At 52.8% G+C, this 24,038-nt stretch carries 25 protein-coding genes; 14 read left to right on the forward strand and 11 right to left on the reverse strand.

From position 1 onward, the window contains the following. Nucleotides 1–42: 42 nt before the first annotated feature. The 5 genes from FCS97_RS13235 (at nucleotide 43) to rfaD (ending at nucleotide 3,931) form a co-directional block, all read left to right on the forward strand. Nucleotides 43–339 (forward strand): integration host factor subunit beta, encoded by a 297-nt coding sequence (locus FCS97_RS13235; protein WP_008252749.1) that lies wholly within the window; start codon nucleotides 43–45, stop codon nucleotides 337–339. An 81-nt stretch (nucleotides 340–420) separates the two neighbouring features. Further along, complete coding sequence (locus FCS97_RS13240; protein ID WP_138518912.1) at nucleotides 421–762, forward strand: lipopolysaccharide assembly protein LapA domain-containing protein; 342 nt, start codon at nucleotides 421–423, stop codon at nucleotides 760–762. After that, a complete protein-coding gene (gene lapB / locus FCS97_RS13245; RefSeq protein WP_138518913.1) occupies nucleotides 752–1,972 on the forward strand; it encodes a lipopolysaccharide assembly protein LapB in 1,221 nt (406 codons plus the stop codon). Before FCS97_RS13240 ends, lapB begins: the two co-directional genes overlap by 11 nt. A gap of 13 nt (nucleotides 1,973–1,985) precedes the next feature. Then, nucleotides 1,986–2,909, forward strand: a complete 924-nt coding sequence (gene rfaE1, locus FCS97_RS13250; RefSeq protein ID WP_138518914.1) for a D-glycero-beta-D-manno-heptose-7-phosphate kinase — start codon at nucleotides 1,986–1,988, stop codon at nucleotides 2,907–2,909. Between the two features lie 11 nt (nucleotides 2,910–2,920). Then, on the forward strand, nucleotides 2,921–3,931 hold the full coding sequence (rfaD, locus tag FCS97_RS13255; protein WP_138518915.1) for an ADP-glyceromanno-heptose 6-epimerase: 1,011 nt from the start codon (nucleotides 2,921–2,923) through the stop codon (nucleotides 3,929–3,931). A gap of 251 nt (nucleotides 3,932–4,182) precedes the next feature. On the opposite strand, the gene FCS97_RS13260 is transcribed toward rfaD, so the two are convergent. Then, entirely contained in the window at nucleotides 4,183–4,536 is a 354-nt protein-coding gene (locus tag FCS97_RS13260; protein WP_138518916.1) for a TM2 domain-containing protein, read from the reverse strand. Between the two features lie 141 nt (nucleotides 4,537–4,677). On the opposite strand from FCS97_RS13260, the gene rpsP reads away from it, so the two are divergent. The 4 genes from rpsP (at nucleotide 4,678) to rplS (ending at nucleotide 6,874) form a co-directional block, all read left to right on the forward strand. Then, nucleotides 4,678–4,932 carry a 30S ribosomal protein S16 gene (gene rpsP / locus FCS97_RS13265; RefSeq protein ID WP_008252743.1) on the forward strand — a complete coding sequence of 85 codons (255 nt, stop codon included), beginning with the start codon at nucleotides 4,678–4,680 and terminating at the stop codon, nucleotides 4,930–4,932. A gap of 134 nt (nucleotides 4,933–5,066) precedes the next feature. Continuing rightward, entirely contained in the window at nucleotides 5,067–5,633 is a 567-nt protein-coding gene (gene rimM / locus FCS97_RS13270) for a ribosome maturation factor RimM (RefSeq protein WP_171035319.1), read from the forward strand. Further along, a complete protein-coding gene (gene trmD / locus FCS97_RS13275) occupies nucleotides 5,633–6,373 on the forward strand; it encodes a tRNA (guanosine(37)-N1)-methyltransferase TrmD (protein ID WP_138518918.1) in 741 nt (246 codons plus the stop codon). Before rimM ends, trmD begins: the two co-directional genes overlap by 1 nt. A 120-nt stretch (nucleotides 6,374–6,493) precedes the next feature. Next, a complete protein-coding gene (gene rplS, locus FCS97_RS13280; protein WP_138518919.1) occupies nucleotides 6,494–6,874 on the forward strand; it encodes a 50S ribosomal protein L19 in 381 nt (126 codons plus the stop codon). A gap of 111 nt (nucleotides 6,875–6,985) precedes the next feature. On the opposite strand, the gene recG is transcribed toward rplS, so the two are convergent. Continuing rightward, nucleotides 6,986–9,097, reverse strand: a complete 2,112-nt coding sequence (recG, locus tag FCS97_RS13285; RefSeq protein ID WP_138518920.1) for an ATP-dependent DNA helicase RecG — start codon at nucleotides 9,095–9,097, stop codon at nucleotides 6,986–6,988. Nucleotides 9,098–9,118: 21 nt separating this feature from the next. Beyond that, nucleotides 9,119–9,502: a RidA family protein gene (locus FCS97_RS13290; protein ID WP_138518921.1), complete on the reverse strand. Its 384-nt coding sequence runs from the start codon at nucleotides 9,500–9,502 to the stop codon at nucleotides 9,119–9,121. Nucleotides 9,503–9,636: 134 nt separating this feature from the next. Here FCS97_RS13290 and FCS97_RS13295 point away from each other — a divergent pair, with 134 nt between their 5' ends. The 3 genes from FCS97_RS13295 to ubiA all read left to right on the forward strand — a co-directional run bounded on the left by FCS97_RS13295 (nucleotide 9,637) and on the right by ubiA (nucleotide 13,482). After that, a complete protein-coding gene (locus tag FCS97_RS13295) occupies nucleotides 9,637–11,589 on the forward strand; it encodes an APC family permease (RefSeq protein WP_138518922.1) in 1,953 nt (650 codons plus the stop codon). An 81-nt stretch (nucleotides 11,590–11,670) separates the two neighbouring features. Then, nucleotides 11,671–12,615: a LysR substrate-binding domain-containing protein gene (locus FCS97_RS13300; protein WP_138518923.1), complete on the forward strand. Its 945-nt coding sequence runs from the start codon at nucleotides 11,671–11,673 to the stop codon at nucleotides 12,613–12,615. 3 nt (nucleotides 12,616–12,618) lie between these two features. Beyond that, nucleotides 12,619–13,482, forward strand: a complete 864-nt coding sequence (gene ubiA / locus FCS97_RS13305; RefSeq protein ID WP_138518924.1) for a 4-hydroxybenzoate octaprenyltransferase — start codon at nucleotides 12,619–12,621, stop codon at nucleotides 13,480–13,482. Between the two features lie 7 nt (nucleotides 13,483–13,489). On the opposite strand, the gene proC is transcribed toward ubiA, so the two are convergent. Next, a complete protein-coding gene (gene proC, locus FCS97_RS13310) occupies nucleotides 13,490–14,296 on the reverse strand; it encodes a pyrroline-5-carboxylate reductase (RefSeq protein WP_138518925.1) in 807 nt (268 codons plus the stop codon). A gap of 15 nt (nucleotides 14,297–14,311) precedes the next feature. Continuing rightward, the gene (locus FCS97_RS13315) at nucleotides 14,312–15,025 is read right to left on the reverse strand and encodes a YggS family pyridoxal phosphate-dependent enzyme (RefSeq protein WP_138518926.1); all 714 of its coding nucleotides are present in this window, start codon (nucleotides 15,023–15,025) and stop codon (nucleotides 14,312–14,314) included. 39 nt (nucleotides 15,026–15,064) lie between these two features. Between FCS97_RS13315 and FCS97_RS13320 the strand changes: the two genes are divergently transcribed. Both FCS97_RS13320 and FCS97_RS13325 read left to right on the forward strand, forming a co-directional pair. Beyond that, complete coding sequence (locus tag FCS97_RS13320; RefSeq protein WP_138518927.1) at nucleotides 15,065–16,099, forward strand: type IV pilus twitching motility protein PilT; 1,035 nt, start codon at nucleotides 15,065–15,067, stop codon at nucleotides 16,097–16,099. 57 nt (nucleotides 16,100–16,156) lie between these two features. After that, nucleotides 16,157–16,645, forward strand: a complete 489-nt coding sequence (locus FCS97_RS13325) for a glutathione peroxidase (protein WP_138518928.1) — start codon at nucleotides 16,157–16,159, stop codon at nucleotides 16,643–16,645. 1 nt (nucleotide 16,646) lies between these two features. Here FCS97_RS13325 and FCS97_RS13330 read toward each other — a convergent pair whose 3' ends face one another. The 6 genes from FCS97_RS13330 to leuS are packed head-to-tail and all read right to left on the reverse strand — an operon-like array spanning nucleotide 16,647 to nucleotide 23,927. Beyond that, on the reverse strand, nucleotides 16,647–17,927 hold the full coding sequence (locus tag FCS97_RS13330; RefSeq protein ID WP_138518929.1) for a THUMP domain-containing class I SAM-dependent RNA methyltransferase: 1,281 nt from the start codon (nucleotides 17,925–17,927) through the stop codon (nucleotides 16,647–16,649). Between the two features lie 18 nt (nucleotides 17,928–17,945). Continuing rightward, nucleotides 17,946–18,377 carry a CopD family protein gene (locus FCS97_RS13335; RefSeq protein ID WP_138518930.1) on the reverse strand — a complete coding sequence of 144 codons (432 nt, stop codon included), beginning with the start codon at nucleotides 18,375–18,377 and terminating at the stop codon, nucleotides 17,946–17,948. A gap of 27 nt (nucleotides 18,378–18,404) precedes the next feature. After that, entirely contained in the window at nucleotides 18,405–19,661 is a 1,257-nt protein-coding gene (locus FCS97_RS13340; RefSeq protein WP_138518931.1) for a glutamate-5-semialdehyde dehydrogenase, read from the reverse strand. 36 nt (nucleotides 19,662–19,697) lie between these two features. Continuing rightward, nucleotides 19,698–20,738: a DNA polymerase III subunit delta gene (gene holA, locus FCS97_RS13345; protein ID WP_138518932.1), complete on the reverse strand. Its 1,041-nt coding sequence runs from the start codon at nucleotides 20,736–20,738 to the stop codon at nucleotides 19,698–19,700. Further along, a complete protein-coding gene (locus FCS97_RS13350) occupies nucleotides 20,735–21,253 on the reverse strand; it encodes an LPS-assembly lipoprotein LptE (protein ID WP_138518933.1) in 519 nt (172 codons plus the stop codon). The genes holA and FCS97_RS13350 overlap by 4 nt, the downstream gene beginning before the upstream one ends. Before the next feature lie 28 nt (nucleotides 21,254–21,281). After that, nucleotides 21,282–23,927 carry a leucine--tRNA ligase gene (gene leuS / locus FCS97_RS13355; RefSeq protein ID WP_138518934.1) on the reverse strand — a complete coding sequence of 882 codons (2,646 nt, stop codon included), beginning with the start codon at nucleotides 23,925–23,927 and terminating at the stop codon, nucleotides 21,282–21,284. Nucleotides 23,928–24,038 lie beyond the last annotated feature (111 nt).

The following is a 24,038-nucleotide window of genomic DNA, read 5'->3' on the forward strand; positions in this document are numbered from 1 at the left end:
TGGCGCTTCCTGTTCGGGAAGCGCCTTTTTATTTTAAGAACAATGACAAAATCAGAACTCATCAATCAGCTGGTCAAGCGTTTCCCCAAGTTGCCTGTGCGCGACACGGACTTCGCTGTCAAAAGCATTCTTGATTCCATGACTCAAGCCTTGGCCGAAGGTCAGCGCATCGAGATCCGTGGGTTCGGCAGTTTTTCTCTGACCCGTCGCCCTCAGCGCGTGGGTCGCAATCCAAAATCAGGCGAACAAGTGGTTGTGCCTGAAAAGCGCGTGCCACACTTTAAGCCCGGCAAAGAGCTACGCGAGCGAGTTGATTTATACTCCAAGAAAGAGAGTTAATTCGATCGTTCTTCGGTGAAGCCTGAGTTATCACGCCGATGAATGAATCGGCGTTGATCCAACTACAAACAGGGGACCACCTTGAAAATACTTGCCTGGGTAGTGCGCCTTGCACTCTTCCTTGTTGTTCTCACCTTTTCCATTCGAAATACCGATTTAGTCACCGTCAAATGGTTGCCTGGGCTTGAAATTCAGGTGCAACTGGTGGTTGCATTGTTGTTGGCCTTGCTGTTGGGTGCAGTATTCGCCTGGATTTCCTTGTTGCCTTCCTGGTTAAAAGCCAAACGTGCTGCCTCTGTGGCCTCCAAAAATGCGGAACGCCTTGAGCGAGAACTGACTCAACTTAAAGCGCAGGGTAATGCACCTGTTGTCGTTGAAGAACCCATGCCGGCCTTGCCGATAGGCCCAAGCCATGGAATTTGAAACCTGGTGGTTGGTACTCATCCCGCTGATATTCAGCTTGGGATGGATGGCGGCACGCCTTGAAAAACGTTCAGACGCATCTGAGCGTGGTCAACTGCCAGCATCCTATTTCAAAGGTGTCAATTTCTTGTTGAGCGAGCAGCCTGACAAGGCGATTGATGCTTTTCTGGAAGTGGCAGCGATCGACACCCACACCGTAGAGTTGCATTTTGCTTTGGCCAACTTGTTTCGTAAAAAGGGTGAAATTGATCGTGCAATTCGGGTTCACCAGTTTTTGACCACACGCGAACAAATTACGCCGGCAGACCGAGAAAAAGCCACCTATGAACTGGGTGTGGATTTTTTACGGGCCGGTATTCTGGACCGTGCCGAGCAGGCTTTTCACAGTTTGTCGGGATCGGACATGAAAGCCGAGGCTTCGCGCCAGTTGCTTGAGCTGTACGAGCTGGAGAAAGCGTGGGACAAGGCGATTGCGCAAGCGCACAAACTTCGCGAATACGGCGCTGATGTTCCTGCGGGTGATATTGCACACTTTTACTGTGAACTTGCAGCCCAATTCATTGATGCGGGCGATTTGAACAAGGGCAAGGCCGAGTTGCAAAATGCTTTGCTGACCGATGCACAGAACGTGCGGGCCTCTTTGTTGCTGGGTGACATTTACTTTACTCAAAACCAGTTTGAAGAGGCCATTGGCCAGTGGCGGGCAGCTGAACGACAGAATCCTTGGTACCTGCCCTTGGTGGGGCCGAACATGTGGGCTGCATTCAAGAAACTTGAACGTGAAGAAGAGGGTATTGCAGCCTTGCTGGAATACTGCACCATGTATCCTTCGATTGATTTGCTATTGGTGTTGGCGCAAGCTGTTGAAGAGACGAAAGGGCCATTTGCGGCATTTGAATTGTTGCGCGAGCAGGTGCGTGCCCGCCCCAGCTTGCTGGGCTTGGACAAATTGCTTGAGCACCAGCTGCGTGGCAAGCTCGACGACGACAGAATGCAAGACCTTCGCTTGACGCGCGAGTTGATTTCAAAACATACGCAGCGCCTGGAGCGTTATCGTTGTCAGTCTTGCGGTTTTCAGGCCAAGAAGTTTTACTGGCAGTGTCCGGGTTGCGCCAATTGGGATTCGATTGTGCCGCGCCGCGCCGAGGAACTTGATTTTTATCCTGTGTCTGCAAAAAAGGCAGCACATACCCAGGCTCATACCCATTAAAACAGGCTGAACAATGGTCGACAGGTCCCAATTCAAAGATGCAAAAATTCTAGTGGTCGGCGATGTCATGCTGGACCGCTATTGGTTCGGTGATGTAGAGCGCATTTCTCCGGAAGCGCCAGTGCCTGTTGTGCTGGTGGGCACCAAGGACGAACGCCTGGGTGGTGCGGCCAACGTGGCGATTAACGCCAGTTCACTGGGTGCGCAGCTTTGTTTGATGGGCGTGGTGGGCAACGATGAACCGGGCCATACCGTTGAGGCTTTGCTTGAAAAAAGTGGTGTACGTTCACGTTTGCTGAAAGACCCGAATTTTCCCACCACGGTTAAGCTGCGTGTCATTGCCCGTCAGCAGCAGCTGGTGCGCATTGATTTCGAGGAGCGCCCCTCGCCCGAACAATTGACCACGAAAATGGAGTTGTTTGAGCAGGAATACGCCAAGCATGATGTGGTGCTGTTCTCCGATTATGGCAAGGGCAGCCTGGAGCACGTGGCCGAAATGATTGCCTTGTGTAAAAAGGCAGGCAAAACTACCTTGGTTGATCCCAAGGGGGATGACTATGGCAAGTACGCGGGTGCATCGGTGTTAACGCCGAATCGATCGGAGTTCAAACAGGTGATGGGCAGCTGGAAAACCGAAGCCCAGTTGATTGAAAAAGCGCAAACCTTGCGTGAGCGTTTGAGTTTGGGGGCTTTGTTGCTGACGCGTTCAGAAGAGGGTATGACGCTGTTTACAGCCGATGGAAGTTTTCATGTGCCTGCGCAGGCCCGCGAGGTATTTGATGTATCCGGCGCTGGCGACACTGTCATCGCCACACTGGCCTGTGCAGTGGGTTCTGGAATGAGCCTGCCTGACAGCGTGGCCTTGGCCAACAAGGCCGGTGGTGTGGTGGTCGGCAAGTTGGGTACTGCGGTGATATTGCCGGAAGAGTTAAATTAAAGGATTTGATGATGAAAGTGATTGTGACCGGAGCAGCGGGTTTAATCGGCAGCAATTTGGTAAAGGCATTGAATGAACGCGGCATTACCGAGGTGCTGGCTGTAGACAACCTGACCAAGGGTGACAAGTTTTTGAACCTGGTGGATTGTGAAATTTCCGATTACCTGGACAAAGCTGATTTTCTCGCTCGCATTGAGCGTGGCGAGTTTGGCAAATTTGATGCGATTTTTCATGAGGGTGCTTGCTCCGACACCATGGAGCACAACGGCAACTACATGATGACCAACAATTTTCGCTACACCCAAACCCTGTTTGAGTGGGCACAACGCACGGGAACACCATTCCTGTATGCGTCATCGGCGGCGGTTTACGGTGGTAGCACGGAATTCTTTGAGAACCGTGAGGTTGAAAAACCGCTGAACGTGTATGGCTATTCCAAGTTTTTGTTTGACCAGGTGCTGCGTCGGCAAATGAAAACTGGCTTGAAGGCGCCGGTATTCGGCTTTCGGTATTTCAATGTGTACGGCGATCGTGAGCAGCACAAAGGTCGCATGGCCTCGGTGGCTTTTCACAACTTCAACCAGTTCCGTGAGGGTGGTTCAGTCAAGTTGTTTGGCCCTTACGGGGGTTATGAGGCTGGCTGCCAACAGCGGGATTTTGTATCGATTGAAGACGTGGTCAAAGTAAACATGTTTTTTTTCGAGCACGCCAATACCGCGCCTTCGGGCGTGTACAACTTGGGCACAGGGCGTGCACAAACCTTCAATGATGTCGCCTTGACCACACTGAACACTTTGCGTGAAAGCCAGGGCAGTGCAGTTTTGAACTTGCAGGAGGCAGTGCAGGGTGGTTTTATTGAATACATTGAGTTTCCGGATGCTTTAAAAGGCAAGTACCAAAGCTACACTCAAGCCGACTTAAACAATTTGCGTGCTGCGGGTTACACCGGAAGTTTTTACAGCGTAGAAGTAGGTGTGGCGCGGTATGTGGGGCGTTTGATTAAAAAATACTTGAAACCATGAAACTAAAGTGGTGGCGCTGACACTTATTAATGTTGGTTGATTCGGCCTCTTGAACCGAGTCGCCCGCAAAGCGATGGGGTTCCCCCACGTTTTAAGGGTAGGCCAACTGCTTGTGCAATCGCATACTCCCCCTAGGGGCGAGCATTGCGACCAAGCAAGTGTCTCTGTCTCCTCAAGCCCTGTTAAGCCCGCTTTTTCAAGCGGGCTTTTTTTTGCACGCACCGGTCGGGCGGCGGTGCTTAACTCACGGTTCAGCTTACTATGCCGCTGAAATACCATTGAAACACCATGGCCAGTGTGGCCATCAGGGCGGTCATGCCAAACGCCAGGGAAAGGGCTATCGACACCACCACGGCGCCAGTGGTTTGTCGCGTATCAACCGGGTATTCGGGGTTCAGCAAGGCATTGAATTGTTCGTCTTTCATCAGGCCATAGCGCATGGTGTCTATCCAGCCTGCAAAAGCTGACAAGGGAAAGGTCAGCATGTAAAACCAGAAACGTTTTTTACCCGCATAAATCCAGTGACCGCCAATGGCGCCGGTGAGCAGGGCAAGCCAGCAGAACAAAAGCTTGGATTTAAAGGGTTCTTGGGGTGATGCATTCATTTTTTAAAACACTGCTTGTTAGATTGGATTACGCTGGCTATAATAGCGGGTTATCGGATTTCGTGTGTCGAAATCCCAATGATTCATTCGTTTGCAGTGGCCAAAGTTTGTGCTGCAGGCACTAATTTAATAGAGGAAATTATGGTCGTCATTCGACTCGCACGTGGTGGTTCTAAAAAGCGCCCATTTTATAGCCTGGTGGCTGCTGATTCACGCAACCGTCGCGATGGCCGTTTCATCGAGCGCATCGGTTTCTACAACCCAGTAGCACCTGAAGGCTCTGAAGGCCTGCGTATTGCCATGGATCGCCTGACCTACTGGAAAAGCGTTGGTGCACAGTGCTCTTCTACAGTAGAGCGCTTGGTGGGTGAATACAACGCCAAGCAAGCTGCTTAATACAAGCGATTGCGATCCGGCTTGGTCCGGATCACACGCAAGCTAGAAAGCAGGTTGTGATACAAAGTCCGTGGATGCTCCGTTCGCGGACTTTTGTTTTTGGTTTGATGGTTTGCCATTTTTGGACACCGAGCATGAACGTACCCGACGATTTGGTAGAACTGGGCCGAATTGGTGAACCCTACGGCCTGAAGGGCTGGGTCAATGTGTTGCCTTCGTCTGAAGAGCCCGATGTGTTGCTAAAGAGCAAGCAGTGGTGGGTTTCGCGCCTGCCAGCCTCCGAAGGGGCCGCGGTTGGTCGCACAGCGCAGCCGAAATTCGAAGACCTTGTGTTTGAGCCTTTTCGTGTCTTGCAAAGCAAGTCACACTCCAGCCGCATTGTTGCCCATCTTGAGGGGGTAGAGCAGCCAGAACTGGCAGCCCAATTCAAGGGGCGCCGGGTTTATGTGTCGCGCGCACGGTTTCCCGCTCCTGCTGAGGGTGAGTACTATTGGGTCGATTTGGTGGGGTGTGTGGTGAGCAACTTGCAAGGCAGGGTGTTGGGTACAGTTGTTCAGGTTGTTGACCATGGCGCGCACCCTATTTTGTCGGTCAAGGGCGAAGCTGAGCAGGACATGCTGATTCCATTCGTGGCAGCCTATGTTTTGAATGTAGACACGCAGGCCAAGCAAATTCAAGCGGACTGGCAGGAAGACTACTGATGCCAGGTCCTCGCTTTGACGTGATCACGCTTTTTCCCGACCAGTTTCCGAATTTGATTGAGTTGGGTGTGGTTGGCAGGGCTTTCAAGAAGCAGTTGTTTGAACTGAATTGCTGGAATCCGCGCGATTTCACCGAGGACCCCCACAGAACTGTGGATGACAGGCCTTACGGCGGTGGCCCGGGCATGGTGATGCTGGCTGAACCTTTGGTGCGCTGTGTCAAAGCGATTCGTTCTGAACGCGGCGACCAGGCTCCTGTGGTGTTTCTCACGCCGCACGGTCCATTGCTTCAACAGGCCAACATTCGGGCGATGAGTGATCAGGGTACCGGTGCAATTTTATTGTGTGGCCGCTACGAGGGTGTGGATCAGCGCTTTATCGATGCGTACGTGGATCAAACCTACTGTTTGGGTGATTTTGTACTGTCGGGTGGTGAACTTGCGGTGGCCTGTTTTGTTGATGCATGGGTGCGTTTGTTGCCTGATGTGTTGAATCATGCCTTGTCTGCGACTCAGGATTCGTTTGAGGCGGGTTTGCTGGACTGTCCGCACTACACTCGACCGGAAGTTTTTGAAAATAAAGCAGTTCCGGACGTGCTTTTGTCTGGAAATCATGCCAAAATAGAGAGTTGGCGTTTTGAGCAAGCGAAAGCTTACACGGAACGTTATCGACCTGAATTGCTGGAAAGCTTTGCGCCTGATTCGACGAATCAAGCCGGGAAAACTGGCAAGGAGGTTTAGGTTGGTGGATTGCTTGCATCAAACCGGCAGGCAAACACCTTTTAATTTTTTCATCCTCTGGCGGTGCAAACTCAATTTATTGAGCCAAAAAAGCCCGTGAATGATGACTTGGAGCTATCAATGAATTTGATTCAACAACTTGAGCAAGAAGAAATTGCTCGCTTGGGTAAAGAAATTCCCGAGTTCGCCCCTGGCGACACAGTAATCGTAAGCGTTCGCGTAATCGAAGGTACACGTTCGCGTCTGCAGGCCTACGAAGGCGTGGTAATTGCCCGTCGTAACCGTGGTCTGAATTCGTCTTTCATCGTTCGCAAGATTTCATCTGGCGAAGGTGTAGAGCGTACATTCCAGATGTACTCACCTTCCATCGAAAAGATTGAAGTGAAGCGTCGTGGTGATGTTCGCCGCGCCAAGCTGTACTACCTGCGCGATCGCTCTGGCAAGTCCGCACGTATCAAGGAAAAGTTGCCAAACCGTGTGAACAAGCAATCTGCCCAATAAGCAGTCTGTAGTTCACGGGGCAGAAATGCCGCAGCAGTCAGAAAAGCCAGTTCAGTGAACTGGCTTTTTTGTTGTCTCGCATTCGTGAATCCTGAGCTCGAAGAGGGCAACTTAGCTTAACCACCAAGGTGTTTCTTCAATCCACCGTTGTATGTGCCGACGCGTGTTCTCTGCTTCCGGTGGCATTTGTTGCGCCAGGGTTCTGGCCAAATCCAGCAGGTCTTTGTCCACCAGTGGGTCGGCATAGCGCATCATGGGCAAACCAGATTGCCGCTTGCCCAGCAGTTCGCCGGGGCCCCGAATTTCCAGGTCTTTTTCAGCCAGATAAAATCCATCATCGCTTTCATGCATGGCTTTCAAGCGCAATTTGGAGGTGTTTGACAAAGGCCCGCCATACAGCAGCACGCACACGCTTTGCACGCTGCCGCGCCCAACACGGCCTCGGAGTTGATGAAGTTGGGCCAGGCCAAAACGTTCCGCCTGGTCAATCACCATCAAACTGGCGTTGCCCACGTCCACGCCCACTTCAATCACTGTGGTGGACACCAGCAAATCGAGTTCACCGGCTGCAAACGCAGCCATGGTGGTCTGTTTCAGTTTGTTGTCCTGTTTGCCATGTAGCAGGCCGATTCGCCGTGTGGGCAGTTGTTCGCACAAGTCGGTGTAGGTGGCCTGTGCAGCTTGAAGATCGAGCGTTTCGCTTTCTTCGATCAACGGGCAGACCCAGTACACTTGTTGCCCTTTGTCAATTTCAACTTCAATGGCTGAAATGAGTTGATTCCGTTTTTTTTGGGACAGCAGCTTGGTGATGATGGGTTTTCGGCCTGGTGGTTTTTCATCCAGGCTGGATACTGCAAGGTCAGACAAATAGGTTTGCGCCAAGGTGCGAGGAATGGGTGTCGCACTCATCATGAGTTGGTGGGCCAAATGCCCGTTGTTTGCCTTGGCAATCAGTGACAGGCGCTGGGCCACACCAAAGCGGTGCTGTTCATCCACCACAACCAGTGCCAAGGCTTTGAATTCCACATGGTCCTGAACCAGGGCATGCGTGCCAATAATCACATCCACCTCACCGGCGGCCAGTGCTTTCAAGGCGCGGTCTTTTTCACTTTTTTTCATGGCCCCTTGCAACTTTGCGCAGCGCACGCCTACCGCATCAAACAGTGGGCTTAGCTTGTGGTGGTGTTGTGCTGCCAGTACTTCTGTGGGGGCCAAAATTGCAGCCTGTTTGCCGTTCTCGACAGCGCGCAAACAGGCCATTGCAGCCACCAGTGTTTTCCCGCTTCCCACATCGCCTTGAAGCAGGCGTTGCATGGGGTAGGGGTTGGCGAGGTCTTCGAAAATTTCCTGGCAGGCACGTTCTTGGGCTCCTGTCAGCTTGAAGGGCAACTGGGCCATGAACTGCCCAAGCAGGCTGGTTTTTGAGGTTTTCGGGGCTTTCAGTGGGCTTGCTTTTTCCTGGGTGCGTTGTTGGCGGTACTCACGCAACAAAAGCTGCTGGGCCAACAGTTCATCCACCTTCACCCGCGTCCAAGCGGGGTGGGTGCGCAAATTCAAGTTGTAGAGTTCTTCGGGTTTGGCCTGGCCGTGCAGGGTTTGTAAGGCAAGGGGCCAGGGTAGCAACTTGTATTTTTTACACAAATGGATGGGCAGGGTATCGATGAAACAAGCTGCTGGAAGCTTTTTCATCCAGCGGTGCCAGTCACTTTGTTTTAGTTGCCCGGTGCTGGGGTATACGGGTTCCAGCACGGCATTCGCACCTGTGGCTTGTACTGTTGGGTTGGTGTTCTCGTCCAAGCTTCCAGGTGGCGCAATTTTGACGGTGGGGTGAACCATCTCGAAAGTGCCATAGCCTTGGCGAATTTGGCCGCTGACCTGGATCCGGGTGCCTTCGCTCAGTTTTTGTTGCAAACCGGGATAAAAATGAAGCCAGCGCAACAGCAAGGTGGTGTCGCCGTCTTCAACCCAAACCCGCAGTTGTTTTCTGGGGTGGTACTGCACTTCATTGCCCACCACGGTGGCCAGCAAGTTCACTTTCTGACCCACTTGAAGCGAGTCCATCGCCGTAATTGATGCCTTGTCTTCAAAACGAAGTGGCAGGTGAAGTGCCAGCCCCATCCAGTGCGGGGCGGTCAGCAGGCTTGCGACCGCGTCTGAAATGGTCGTCGGCAGCGGCAGCAGCTCCTCGAAGCCGGGCTGTTGGGTTGGGGCTGCTGCGGTCAAGTGCGTGGCTTGAGGGCGCTGTTACAGGGCCAGAATGGCTTCAACTTCAAAGCGTGCGCCTTTGGGCAGGCTGGCAACACCCACAGTGGATCGAGCTGGGAAGGGTGCAGACACATATTCCTGCATGATCGCGTTGACCTGGGCGAATTCACTCAAGTCGGTTAGAAACAGGGTGAACTTCACCACATTGGCAAGACTTCCACCGGCTTCTTCGGCCACTGCTTTCAGATTGGTGAATGCCTGGCGCGCCTGTTCTTCTGTGCTGGGGCCTACGAGATCACCTGTGGCGGGGTTCAGGCCAATTTGACCGGAGGTGAACACCAGGTTGCCCAGTTTGATGGCTTGGCTGTAGGGCCCAATGGCGGCGGGGGCTTTGGAGGTAGATACAACGGTGGCTTGTGTCATGTTCAGAATTCGAGAATGTTTGGGTAAAGGAATCTAATTGCGTTCATTTGCAATGATAACGCTGAGTGGTGCATTGTGTTGCCCTTGGGGACGGTATACCATACTCGACTTGTTTGTTGCGCTGCAATGTAGGCATGAGTCAAACCCAAAAACCGGCTTCGCCGCGCTCTGCGTCTTCGTCCCTGGAGGCGGGGGAACGCGACGATATTTTCTCCGAGAAGTATGCTTGGGTTGCTGTAGGTGCCTGTGGTTTGGCTTCTGTGGCTTTTGGGCCTGAGGAATCATTCAAGGCGCTGGGTGATTCTCGGCATTTGCTGTTGTTTCTGGGGCTGTTGACGGCCCTGTCAATTCTTCTTGTTTCGCTGACCTATTTCCGTGTCACCGAGCTTTTTCCAAAGGGCGGCGGTGGCTATGCCATGGCCACCAATTTGCTGGGCCCCAGGGTGGGTTTGATCGCTGGTGCGGCGTTGTTGGTGGATTATGTGTTGATGGTGGCTTTGGGCATCAGTGCATCGACGCACTTGATGTTCAGCTTTTTGCCACCGTACTTTTACGAGTACCGGGTGTGGGTTTCAATGGCCCTGATGCTTGCGCTGATGAATTTCCACATTCAGGGACGCCACCTGAACCTGAAACCTTTCAAGTACTTGTTTGTGGCTTTTCTGTTGACTCACCTGGTTTTCATTCTGGTGGGTTTTTCTGACCACTTTCAGGACATCGGTGGGGTGGTAAAGCGCAGTATTGAAACCACCGAGTCTGATCTGAATACTTTGGGCTGGTTGCCGGTGTTGGCAATTTTTGCGCGTGGCTTTTTTCTGGGCGGTGGTACCTACACCGGCATTGAGGCCGCTTCAGACACGGTGCAGTTAAGCCGCTACAGGCAAAGCAGCGAGAACCGTCGGAAAATGTTGGCCTACGTGGCCTGTGCCCTGGCTTTTGCAGCAGCAAGCCTGGCCGCTTTGTATTTGTTGTGGGACGTGAACATTGAGCCCACGATGGCTCTGAATGGTGTGTTGTTCGAAAGGGTGTTTACCGACCTTGGCTGGGACTGGCCTTATGTCATTCTGGGATTGTTGGTCATGCTGGGGCTGGAAACGGCGGTGTTGTTACTGGCAGCCCATGTCGCTTTTGCTGTAGGCCCGCGGGTGTTGTCGACCATGGCAATTGACTCCTGGTTGCCTCACCAGTTCCGCTACCTGTCCAACCGTTTTGTGACCAAGAACGGCATTATGTTGATGGGCGGTTTGGCTTTGCTGGCCATTTACCTAAGCGATGCGAATGTGGATTTGTTGGTGGTGCTGTTCTCCATCAATGTGTTTATCGTGTTCAGCCTTTCCATGCTGGGACTTTGCGTTTATTGGCTCAAAAATCGACACGAGAAACGTTTCGTCAAAGGCTTCTTGTCAGCGTCGCTGGGCTTTGCTGTTTCTGCTTCGATCTTGTTGGGCACCATCATTACCCAGTTTTTTCAAGGTGGGTGGATCACCATGCTGATCACCACGGTGGTGGTGGTGGTGTGCTTGTGGGTACGCAACCACTACCGGGAAACCAAAGAAAAAATTGCGAAGATTGATGAAGTGTTTGCCATGGCGCAGTATGGCTCGGCACACTCGCCACCCGAGTTGATTCCCGATGGCAACACGGCGGTGTTCATTGTGGGCAACAGCCGGGGTGGTGGCTTGCACGCCTTGCTTTGGGTGCAGCGCATGTTTCCCAACCACTTTCAGAATTTCGTGTTCATGAATGCACGCACTGTAGACTCCAAGGCCTACGGTGGTCGTGAAGCGCTTGAAGCAATGCGCGTGGATGCTTCTGTTTCACTGAACTACTTCGTGAACTTCTGTCGCAGCCACGGTTTGCGTGCCAAGAGTTATTTGTCTTTCGGAACGGACGCGGTGGAAGAGCTAACGAACCTGGCGAAGGCGGTTGCTGAAAACCATCCCAATGCAATTTTCTTCACCAGCAAGCTGGTGTTTGAGAATGAAAACATTCTGACCCGCTTGTTGCACAATCAGGCTGCATTGGAACTTCAACGCCGTTTGCACAACGCTGGCCAGCAAATGGTGATTTTGCCCATGCGTCTTTAAGGTTTCGAACAAAAGATGTGTTGCTTGATGTGGCTGCGTTTGCAATAATAATTGCACTCGCAGTTTTGATAGCAAAATTAAATGACCCTCACCGAACTCAAGTACATTGTGGCGTTGGCCCGCGAAAAGCATTTTGGCCGTGCTGCGGATGCCTGTTTTGTCAGCCAGCCCACCTTGTCCGTCGCGATTAAAAAGCTTGAAGAAGAGCTCAGTGTTTCCCTCTTTGAACGGGGGTCCAGCGAAGTGTCGTTGACGCCTGTGGGTGAGCGAATTGTGGTTCAAGCGCAGCGCGTACTCGAGGAAGCATCGGCGATCAAAAGCATTGCCCAGCAGGGTATGGACCCGTTGGCTGGCCCCCTGCGTGTGGGTGTCATCTATACCATTGGGCCCTATTTGTTGCCGGGTTTGGTCTCCAGCATGATTGAGCGCGTGCCCTCCATGCCCTTGGTGCTGCAAGAAAATTTTACGGTGCGCTTGCTGGAGTTGCTGAAGCAGGGGGAAATTGATGTGGCAGTGTTGGCGCTGCCAATCAACGAATCGGGTTTTGTGATTCAGCCTTTGTACGACGAGCCATTCATGGTGGCCTTGCCAAAGTCTCACCGCTGGGCCAACGAAAAATCAATCAAGTCTGATGACCTTCGCAGTGAGAACATGTTGTTGCTGGGCACAGGGCATTGTTTCAGGGATCAGGTTTTGGGTGTGTGCCCGGAACTGTCGCGATTTTCTCAATCGTCTGAAGGCATTCAGCGCACCTTCGAGGGCAGTTCTCTTGAAACCATTCGCCACATGGTTGCTTCCGGTGTGGGGATCACGGTGCTGCCTTCCAGTTCAGTTCCAAACCCGGTACCCAAAGAAAGTTTGCTGACTTACATTCCCTTGGCCGACGATGACACGCGACGAACCGTGGCATTGGTGTGGCGAAAAAGTTTTGGCCGGCGTGAAGCGCTGGAGGCCTTGCGCGATGCAATTATGGCGTGCGACCTCAATGGTGTTGAGTTTCTGGATGCACCCCAAATGGTGCGATAAGTGATGACCGTTTTGAACAAGGCGCGTCTGCGGGACTATTACCTGCTGTTGCGCCTGGACAAGCCAATCGGGATCTTGCTCTTGATGTGGCCCACGCTGTGGGGGTTGTGGATGGCGGCTGAAGGCATGCCGCCCTGGCATGTGCTTCTAATATTTGTTGCGGGCGTGGTGTTGATGCGTTCTGCGGGTTGCGCCATTAACGATTATGCGGACCGTGACATTGACTTGCATGTAGAACGAACCCGTAACCGGCCTTTGACCAGCGGGCGTATTGGTGAAAAAGAGGCTTTGCTCTTGGCGGCGGCTTTGGCAATTCTCGCTTTGCTGATTACCTTGCCTTTGGGATGGCCTGTGATTTTGATGAGTATTCCCGCCGCTTTTTTGGCAGGCAGCTACCCGTTCACCAAGCGTTTTTTTCCGATGCCGCAGGCATATTTGGGCATTGCATTTGGTTTTTCGATTCCCATGGCGTTTGTGGCTGTACAGGGCACTGTGCCCGGGTACGCGTGGCTTGTTTTTGTTGCCAATGTATTTTGGACCGTGGCTTACGACACGGAATATGCGCTGGTCGACAAGCCAGATGATTTGAAATTGAACATCAAAACGGCTGCGATAACGCTAGGCCGATATGATGTAGCGGGCATTGTGGTGTGCTACGCAGCCAGCCTGTTGATTTGGGCTTGGGTGGCCAGCTTGCAGGCTTATGGCCCTGCTTTTTGGCTGGGCTGGGTTTGCGCTGCGGGAATTGCCGCCTATCACTTTACGCTGATTCGCAATCGAGACCGTGCGCTGTGTTTTAAAGCGTTCTTACACAACAACTGGCTGGGTGCTGCCTTGTTTGCGGGCCTGGTGCTGCAGTACCTCTGAGTTAAATTTAGTTGCTACCTTTTTGCAGCTCCACAGCGCGTGCACAGGCGGCTTTGGCTGCGCTGTCAATTGCTTCTTGCACACCCAGTGTGCGCAACTGCTCTAGCCCGGCAAAAGTAGTACCACCTTTGCTGGTGACTTTCTCCCGCAGGGTGGCGAATGAATCATCGGACTGCCTGGCCAGCGTGGCAGCTCCGAGAAAAGTTTGGCTCACCAGCAAGTTGGCCTGCGCTTCATTGAATCCCAGGTTCTTCGCTGCCTTTGCCAATGCCTCCATCAGGAAAAACACATAGCCAGGACCGCTGCCGGAAATCGCTGTGACTGCATTGATTTCGTCTTCATTATTCAGTACCAGTACCTCACCACAACTGCTGAAGATTTGCCGGGCAATGTTGCGATCCTCTTCAGAACAATTGGCAGTGAAAAACAAGCCCGAGATACCTTGTGACACCAAGGCGGGCGTGTTGGGCATGCAACGCACCACCCGTGCCTGGTGTTGCTGACTCCAGTCCTGAATTTGAGCCACACTTACGCCAGCTGCAATACTGATGATCAGCATGTTTTTCAAATGCGCCGCCTGGCTGTTCAGTACGCTTTGCATCAGTTGAGGTTTCACGGCAAGCACCACAATGTCCGGGATGAAATTGCCTGGCCAATCGGTGGTGCACTGAATATTCAAAGTAGACATTTTTGCGGCTGCTTCCGGGCTGGGGTCAAGCACATGAAATGCGCTGGCGGGTACGCCACTGCCAATTAATCCGCCAAGAATGGCAAACGCCATGTTGCCGCCGCCAATGAATAGAGTTTTTTGCATCGTGATTCCGTGTGTTTATTTTGAGTAGTCGCGTGCGCCAAACAGGGCCGAGCCCACACGCACGCAAGTTGAGCCACATTCAATCGCCAGTTCCAGGTCTGCGGACATGCCCATTGAAAGTGTGTCCATGCTCAGGCCCTTTGAATTGAGCGAATCGAAAATTGATTTGCACTTTAAAAATTCAGCTTTCAGTTGCTCGATATTGTCGGTGTTGCTGGGAATCGTCATCAACCCACGCAACGCAATGTTGTTCAAGCCCTGAATTTGCATGCACAAATCGAATGCCTGTTCCGGGCTGATACCCGATTTACTGTCTTCACCAGAGGTGTTGATTTGCACCAACACATTCAAGGGAGCAAGCTTGTCGGGCCGTTGATCTGACAAACGCTGTGCAATCTTGAAGCGATCAACACTGTGTACCCAGGAAAAGTTCTCCGCAATTGCTTTTGTTTTGTTGCTTTGAATGGGGCCAATGAAATGCCATTCAATGTTGGCATTGATTGTTTGCGCATTGGGGTGATCAGCCAGCTGGGTGATTTTATCCAGTGCTTCCTGCAGGTAATTTTCACCAAAGGCGGTTTGCCCGAAGTTGTAAAACTCGAGTATGTCGCTTAGGGGAAAAGTTTTACTGACTGCCAGCAGCTTGACAGCCGAGCTAGGTCGGCCAGCTTTGCTGCATGCGTTCTTGATTCGGCTTTGAATGTCAGCCAGTTGTGTGGCTCGGCTCATGGTGCATCAATTCAATGCTTAAAGGGAGATTATAGCCATATGACACTGACCGAATTGTTGACCTGGGCTGTGGAGGAGCACGCATCGGATTTGCACTTGTCGGCAGACATGCCACCCATGGTCCGCGTAAACGGTGAAATGCGCAAACTGAGCGAGTCAGTGCTGGGGCACCGTGAGATTTATCGACTGATTCAAGGGTCGATGACAGAAGCGCAATGGCAAGGTTGGGAACAGTCGCATGAATGTGATTACAGCTTTTCAGTGGATGGTTTGTCGCGTTTCCGTGTGAATGCGTTCATGCAAAGCAGGGGAGCTGCTGCCGCGTTTCGAGTGGTACCCAGCCGCGTAAAAACACTGGAGGAACTGGAAGCACCCGCGGTGTTTCGACAAATTGCGCGTGAACCGAATGGTTTAGTACTGGTAACCGGGCCCACGGGTTCTGGAAAAAGTACTACTTTGGCTGCCATGGTGGATGATGTGAACCGCAACCAGAAGGCACATATTTTGACCATTGAGGATCCCATTGAATTCACACACACGCCAATGAATTGCGTTATCAACCAGCGAGAACTTGGAGAGCACACCCATTCTTTTGGCGCGGCTTTAAGGTCTGCGTTGCGGGAAGATCCTGACGTGATTCTGGTTGGGGAAATGCGTGATCTTGAAACCATTCAGCTTGCGCTGACCGCCGCAGAAACCGGGCACTTGGTGTTTGCAACCCTTCATACTTCGTCAGCACCCAAAACCATCGATCGAATTATTGATGCATTTCCTTCGGCTGACAAAAGCATGGTACGCGCCATGTTGTCGGAATCACTGCGCGCTGTGATTTGCCAAACCTTGCTGAAAAAGCAGGGTGGTGGTCGGGTTGCTGCTCACGAGATTATGATGGCCACACCGCCGATTCGAAATTTGATTCGAGAGGGCAAGGTGGCGCAAATGTTGTCCTCGATTCAAACGGGTTCTCAGCATGGCATGCAAACCATGGAGCAGGCGGTACAGCGGCTTTTGATGACTGGAAGGATTACTCGAGAAGTGGCGATGAGCGTGATTTCGGGGTCCAACCAAGCTTGAGCCATTCTGGTTTGCGGGTAAACTTGGCTTTCAATCTTCACTTGAAAGGCAATTCCCATGGCAAGCAATGTGTACGAGTTCTCAAGCAAAACCCTGGATGGCAAACCGCTGAGCCTGGCTGATTTTCAAGGCAAGGTGTTGTTGATTGTGAACACCGCCAGCAAATGCGGTTTTACGCCGCAGTACGAGGGTTTACAAGAACTGCACAAAGAATTGGGCCAGAAGGGTTTAGTGATTATCGGGTTTCCGTGCAACCAGTTTGGCGGGCAAGAGCCTGGCACTGAAGACGTGATTGCGAGTTTTTGCCAAAAGAACTATGGCGTGGATTTTTTGATGGCTGAAAAAGTGGATGTGAAGGGCAACGACGCACATCCTTTGTTCAAGTACCTGACTTCCCAAGCCAAGGGCATTTTGGGCACCGAGGCCATCAAGTGGAATTTCACCAAGTTTCTGGTTCGCAAAAATGGTGAGGTATACGACCGCTACGCCCCCACCACCAAGCCTGCCGATTTGAAGGCGGACATTGCCAAGTTGTTGGCAGAATAAATCAGTTTTCTTCAGGTGAATGTTCGGCATTGGCTCGTGGTCGATATACACCACGGGTCAATGGAATTTCGAACAGACGGCATTCAATCGGCCCATTGAACAAGGGACGCTTGCGCTTGGGGCTTAAGCCCAGTGTTTTCTTGATTTCCAGATCGCCAGAGAATAGAAATGCTGTCCAGCCGGAAAAATTCATTTTCAAATGATCGCCGTAGGCTTTGAACAGGCGTTCATAGGCCTCGTCCTCCGGCACATCGGCACCTTTCGCGCGCACACGTTCACCGTAAGGCGGGTTGCTGAACACGATGCCGGTGGGGGCGGGTGGTTCAACCGTGAGCGCATCGCGCTGTGCAAATTGAACAATACCGGCGCCCAACAATTCTTCAAAGCCGGCACGCACCAGGTTTTCTTGGGCAATGTCGATCAACAGTTCGGTGATGTCGCTGGCATACCATTGGAAGTAAGGTGTGTTGAGTGCTTTGTCCAGCCCTGCATTGAAGCGTCGGTTGGCGTCTTCCTGAAGTTCCTTGCCCCATTCCGGGGTGAAGGGTTTCAGGTTTTCAAATGCGAAGGGGCGTTCCAGGCCCGGGGCACGGTCGCACAGCTGCGAAAGTGACTCGATGACCAAGGTACCGCTGCCGCAAAACGGATCGAGGAATACATTGGCGTTTTTTCCCGCTTCGCTTTGGCGCGCAATGTGCCACAGGCCTGCGGCCAGGTTTTCTTTCAGTGGTGCAACGCCCGCTTCTTCGCGCCAGCCACGCTTGAACAGGTTTTCACCAGCTAGGTCGATGTACACCATGGCTTCTGTGGGATTGATGGCCGCGAAAATTCGAACATCTGGTGACTCAACACTGACGTTCGGACGTTCGTCGAATCGTTCCAGGAATGCATCGCACACGGCGTCTTTCAAGCGAAGCTGCGTGAAACGAACGCTTTGAATGTCCGCGCCAAGGTTGTTCAGATCAACGCGGAAAGTGTTGGACAGCTTGAACCAGTTGTACCAGTCCACTGACTTGGCAATGTTGTAAAACTGTTCTTCGTTGGTACATTCACCCCGTGCCAATTCAAGCCCGATACGGCCTGCAAAGCGGCTCCAGTAAGTCATGCGCGTGGCTTGGCGCCAACTGGCTTCGAAGGTACATCCACCTGTGACCGCACGGGTTTTTTGAGCGCCCATGGTTTCCAGTTCAGCCACCAGAATTTCTTCCAGGCCTCGCGGGCAGCTTGCAAAGCACTTGAACACACTTTGCTTGGTGGAATTGTGTTGACTTGAGTTGGGCATGAATTGCTTTATAAAAAATTAGAACGGTTTAACAACCACCAAAATGATGGCAATGGCCATGAGCACCACAGGTACTTCATTGAACCAACGGTAATACTTGTGGCTGCGTGTGTTTTGGCCTGCTTCAAACTTGCGCAAAATGCGGCCACAGCTGTAGTGGTAGCCAGCGATGACAAACACAATCAGAATTTTGGCGTGCAACCAACCGCTTTGCCCACCCACACCAATTTGGTACACGCCCACCAGCGCGAAGCCCAACAGCAGTGCTGGAATGGCCAAAAGCGTCATGAACTTGTACAGCTTTTTTGCCATTTCCAGCAAACGTGCCGTGGCCGCGGGCTCGGTTTCCATGGCCAGGTTCACGAAAATGCGGGGCAGGTAAAACAAACCTGCAAACCAGGATGCAACAAACAAAATGTGAAAGGCTTTCACCCAAAGGTAACCGTCCATGTACTGCTCCAGTGAGTTTTGAATCAATTAGTTTCTTGTTTCGCCGTGGCCAAACACCACGTACTTTTGGCTGGTCAGGCCTTCAAGCCCAACCGGGCCGCGGGCGTGAATTTTGTCAGTTGAAATACCGATTTCAGCGCCCAAACCATATTCGAATCCGTCTGCAAAGCGAGTCGACGCATTCACCATGACCGAGGCCGAGTCCACTTCCCGAACAAAGCGCATGGCGTGGCTGTGGTTTTCAGTCACGATGCTGTCGGTGTGGTGCGAGCCGTACTGGTTGATGTGCGCAATCGCTTCGTCAAGGCTGTCGACCACTTTGATCGACAAAATCGGTGCCAAATACTCGGTGTTCCAGTCTTCCTCTGTGGCCGCTTTCACCGCAGGTAACAAAGCCATGGTTCGCTTGCAGCCTCGAAGCTCTACACCTTTGGCCGCATAACGCTGCGCAAGTTCCGCCAAGGCGGGCTTGGCCACATGGGTGTGAACCAATAGTGTTTCCATGGTGTTGCAGGTGCCGTAGCGGTGGGTTTTCGCATTCTCGGCAATATTCACCGCATGGGTTAGGTTTGCTGACTCATCAATGAACACATGGCAAATACCATCCAGGTGCTTGATGACGGGCACCTTGGCGTCGCGGGAAATTCGTTCGATCAGGCCTTTGCCGCCGCGTGGCACGATCACGTCCACGTATTCGGTCATGGTGATCAAGGTGCCGACGGCAGCCCGGTCGGTGGTGTCGATCACCTGTACGGCTTCAGCTGGCAAGCCTGCTGCCTCCAAACCCTGTGCCACGATTGCAGCCAAAGCCTGGTTGCAGCGGAATGCTTCTGAGCCACCGCGCAAAATGGTGCTGTTGCCTGATTTGATGCACAAACCGGCAGCATCGACGGTCACGTTTGGGCGGCTTTCGTAAATGATGCCGATGACACCCAAGGGAACGCGCATTTTGCCTACCTGAATACCTGAGGGGCGGTTTTTAAAGTCAGTCATCTCGCCAATCGGGTCGGGCAGCTGGGCAATTTGTTCCAGGCCTTCAGCCATGGTTTCAATGGCCTTGTCGCTCAATGCGAGGCGATCAAGCAAGGCTGCGTCAAGGCCGTTGGCTTTGGCCTGCGCCATGTCTTCTTCGTTGGCCTTGGTCAGCGCTGCCTGGTTCGCCCGAATCAGCCTGGCGGTTTCAAGCAGCGCCGTGTTTTTGGCATGCGTGTTGGCCTTGGCCATGTAAACAGCGGCTGCGCGGGCTTTTTTGCCAATGGCCAAAATTTGTTCTTCAATGCTCATATTGCTTGCTCGGTACTTATGTTCGGTACGATTGATTCAACTGTTCCACAATTCGGGCGGTTCAATGCCCGCCACGCCCAAACCGATGATCTCAAACAGGGTCCAGGGGTTGCCCTGTTTCATGCCCTTGATGGTTTTCTCGGCCGCATAACACCATGCGGTCAGTTTTTGAAGGCTGCCGGGGTTGTGGCGTTTCAGGGCCGCAGCAATGTGATTTTGCCGCTGTCCCCAAATTCTATTTTGTCGGCAGGCATCCGACAAAGACATTCCTCGCCGCATGGCCTGCTGTGTGTCGCGAATGGCACGAATTTCTTCCTGCAAAGCCCAAAGTACCAAGGTGGGGGCTTCGCCCTCGGCTTCAAGCCCTTCCATCATTCGGGTAATTCGTTTGGTATCGCCCGCCAGCAAGCTGCCACCCAAATCGAACACATTAAAGCGTGCAGAATTGGCAACCATGCCTTGAACCTGTTCAATATCAACTGCCCCTTGGTGCTCCAGCGCCAGCTTTTCGATGGTTTGATGGGCTACCAACAGGTTGCCTTCGGTTTTCTCGGCCAACCATGTGCAGGTTTCGCGGCTTAACTGCACGCCTTTGCGTTTTGCGGCTTGCGCTATCCAGCCTGGCAGCGCGTCTGCACCCACTGGGCGGCAGGCTATTTCAGTGCCTTTGGCCAGCAATTCGGCAAACCCAGCGCTTTTTTCCTGGGTCTTGTTCAGCTTCGGGGCATTCACCAGCAGGTAATGCCCTGTGTCGCCCGCAGCAATCCATTGGGCTGCCTTACCCAAGGCCTCTGCGGCTTCTTTGCTGAGTTTGGGTTGATTAATTCGCAAATCAACCAGTGAAACGTCGCCAAACAACGATGCTTCAGCAAACAGCGACAGGAATTCTTGTGGATCAAATTGCCGGTCTACTTCAACAATTTGTCGCTGGTAATCGGTTTGTTTTTTCAGTCGCTGACGATACAGGTCGGCGGCTTGGGTCGCAAAAAGCGGTTCGTCGGTAAACACGCACAACAGTTGTGGCAAGGCAATGTTTGCGCCGTCGTTTAACCAGGTGTCGAGCGCAATCTGTTTCACTTTGCGGTTTGCCCAGTGGTTTTTGCATTGCCCAGTTGCAGTGCACTGAGTCGCCCGGTAATTTGGCGAGCGATATCACGCTGCATTTCGGTATAAAGCTGGTTTTCTTCGGCTTCCTTGCCCAGAATTTGATCGTCGGTGTAGGTCAGTTCGCGGCGCTGGCTTAACTGGCTGGTGGCAATGAGGAAATCGCCGTTTTTGTCCACCACACTGTAGAGCAGTTCGTAGGTAATGCGAACTTCTCGGGCTCGACCAGTGGCACTGAATGTAACAATGCTGCGGTCTCGCGTTTCACCCAACAAATTCAGCTTCAGGGGCGCACCTTCAGGTGGGTTCACTTTCAGGTTCAGAATTTGAAGCTGCAAGTCCATGTTGCGATTCATTTCGGAATTTTCCATGCCGCGCAATTCGATTTTCTCAAAATCGAAGTTGTACTGGCCACGCAACTGAAAGCCGCAAGCGGTCAATGCCAGTGTAGTAGCCAGCAGGGCAATGGTTTGAATGAACCGTTTCATAAAGACTCGCTTGTAGTTGAGGTCGATCTTAAACAACGATGTTGACCAGTTTGCCGGGTACCACGATCACTTTCTTCGCGGGTTTGCCTTCCATGAACTTTTGCGCGGCTTCACTGGCCAAGGCGGAGGCCTCGATGCTGGCTTTGTCGGCATCGGCAAGCACTTCAATGCTGCCACGCAGTTTGCCGTTCACCTGTACCATCAATGTGAGTTCAGAACGTACAAGCGCCTTTTCATCAACCTCAGGCCAAGGCGCATCCAGCAGGTCGCCGTGCGCAGCGCTGTAATTCAGGCTGCTCCACAGGTGGCAGGTGATGTGCGGCACAATCGGGTACAGCACGCGCAACAGAATGCTCAGGCCTTCGGCCAGCACTGCCTGGTCGGCGGGCGCATTGGCTTCGCTTGCGAATGCATCCAGTGTGTTCAGCATCTTCATGCCGGCAGACACCACGGTGTTGTATTGGTGACGGTCGTAATCGAAGTTGGCTTGCTTCAAAATTTCATGCACATCGCGACGGGCGTTTTGTGCCGCCTTGCTCAATTCCGCTGGGTTCAAGGCGGGTTGCGCCTTGATTGCTTCTTGCTGATTCAAGGCCAACTGATACAAGCGTTTCAGGAAGCGGTGTGCGCCCTCCACGCCGGAATCGCTCCACTCCAGGCTTTGCTCGGGCGGCGCAGCAAACATGGTGAACAAGCGGGCTGTGTCGGCACCGTACTGGTCGATCAGCGCCTGTGGGTCGATGCCATTGTTTTTGGACTTCGACATTTTCTCAACGCCACCAATGTGCACTGGGGTGCCTGTGCTGCTGAGTTTGGCAGATAGCGGGCGGCCCTTGTCGTCGAATTCAACAGCCACATCGGCCGGATTGATCCAGGTTTTTTTGCCGTTGGCTTCTTCGGTGAAATAGGTGTCGTTCAGCACCATGCCTTGGGTGAGCAGGGCGGTGGCAGGTTCACGGAATTTCACCAGGCCCAGGTCGTTCATGACCTTGGTCCAGAAGCGGCTGTACAGCAGGTGCAAAATGGCGTGTTCAATGCCGCCGATGTACTGGTCCATGGGCATCCAGTAATCGCTGCGTTCATCTGTCATGGTGTTTGCATCGTTGCAAACATAACGGGTGAAATACCAGCTGGAATCCACAAAGGTGTCCATGGTGTCGGTTTCACGGCGCGCCAAACTGCCGCACTTGGGGCATTTGCATTCGTAGAATGCAGCACTTTTGGCCAGCGGGTTGCCGCTGCCATCCGGCACCAGGTCTTCTGGCAGCACCACAGGAAGGTCTGCTTCTGGCACGGGTACATCGCCGCAGGTGTCGCAATAAATCATTGGGATTGGTGTGCCCCAATAGCGCTGGCGCGAAATACCCCAATCGCGCAGGCGGAACTGAATGCGTTTTTCACCCAGGCCTTTGGATGCGAGAAGCTCGGCCACCTTGTCGACAGCTGCGGAGTAATTCAAACCATCCAGCGGGCCGCTGGCCACGCAAACACCGCGCTCTTTGTCGCCGTACCACTCGGCCCACTCGGCGTTGTTGAATACTTCGCCTTGCACGCCAATCACTTGCTTGATGGCAATGCCGTACTTCAAGGCGAATGCAAAATCGCGTTCGTCGTGTGCAGGCACGCCCATCACTGCGCCATCGCCGTAGCTCATCAGCACATAGTTGCCCACCCACACGGGCACGCTTGCACCGGTCAGGGGGTGGGTTACGTTCAAGCCAGTGGGCATGCCTTTCTTTTCCATGGTGGCCATGTCGGCCTCGGCCACGCCGCCTGCCTTGCATTCAGCGATGAATGCTTGAAGTTCAGGATTGTTTTCAGCGGCCAGTGTGGCCAGCGGGTGTTCAGCGGCCACAGCGCAGAAGGTCACGCCCATGATGGTGTCGGCACGCGTGGTGAACACATACATTTTGCCGTCTTGAACCAGTTCACCCGCAGCGTTTTTGATTTCATGCGGAAAAGCAAAACGCACGCCTGTGGATTTGCCAATCCAGTTTTCCTGCATCACTTTGACGCGGTCGGGCCACTGCAAGCCGTTCAAATCGTCGAGCAGCACATCGGCGTAATCGGTAATCGCCATGTAGTACATGGGAATGTCGCGCTTTTCGACCACAGCGCCTGAACGCCAGCCTTTGCCGTCGATCACCTGTTCATTGGCCAATACGGTTTGATCAATCGGATCCCAGTTCACCGTGCCTGTTTTTTTGTACACAATGCCCTTTTCAAGCATTTTCAAAAACAGCCACTGGTTCCACTTGTAGTAATCGGGCTTGCAGGTGGCCACTTCCTTGGACCAGTCAATGGCCAGGCCCATCGATTCCATCTGCTTCTTCATGTAGTCGATGTTGCTGTAGGTCCATGCGGCGGGCGGTTTGCCGTTGGCCATGGCAGCGTTTTCGGCAGGCATGCCGAATGCGTCCCAACCCATGGGCATCAGGGTGTTGTAGCCCTTCATGCGTTTCTGGCGAATCATCACGTCGTTGATGGTGTAATTGCGCACATGGCCCATGTGAAGCTTGCCGCTTGGATATGGCAGCATTGAAACGCAGTAATACTTAGGCTTTAGCTTGCCGCTAGCGTCTTTGGCGAAGGCTTCGGCTTTGTAGGCGTCCGATTCTTTCCATTGGCCTTGAACGGCGTTTTCAATGTCTTGGGCGGCGTATTTGTCGAACATGGTGCGTTGAAACTTGGGTGTGAATTTTGAATGCGGGCGGGGCCATGCCGGGTGCGGCAAGCCAATCGGTCATTATATCGGGCTTTTTCGTTTTTTACGGGCAGGGCAGGT

It is taken from the genome of Limnobacter alexandrii, from assembly GCF_005871185.1.
GTDB classification, from domain to species: Bacteria; Pseudomonadota; Gammaproteobacteria; order Burkholderiales; family Burkholderiaceae_B; genus Limnobacter; species Limnobacter alexandrii.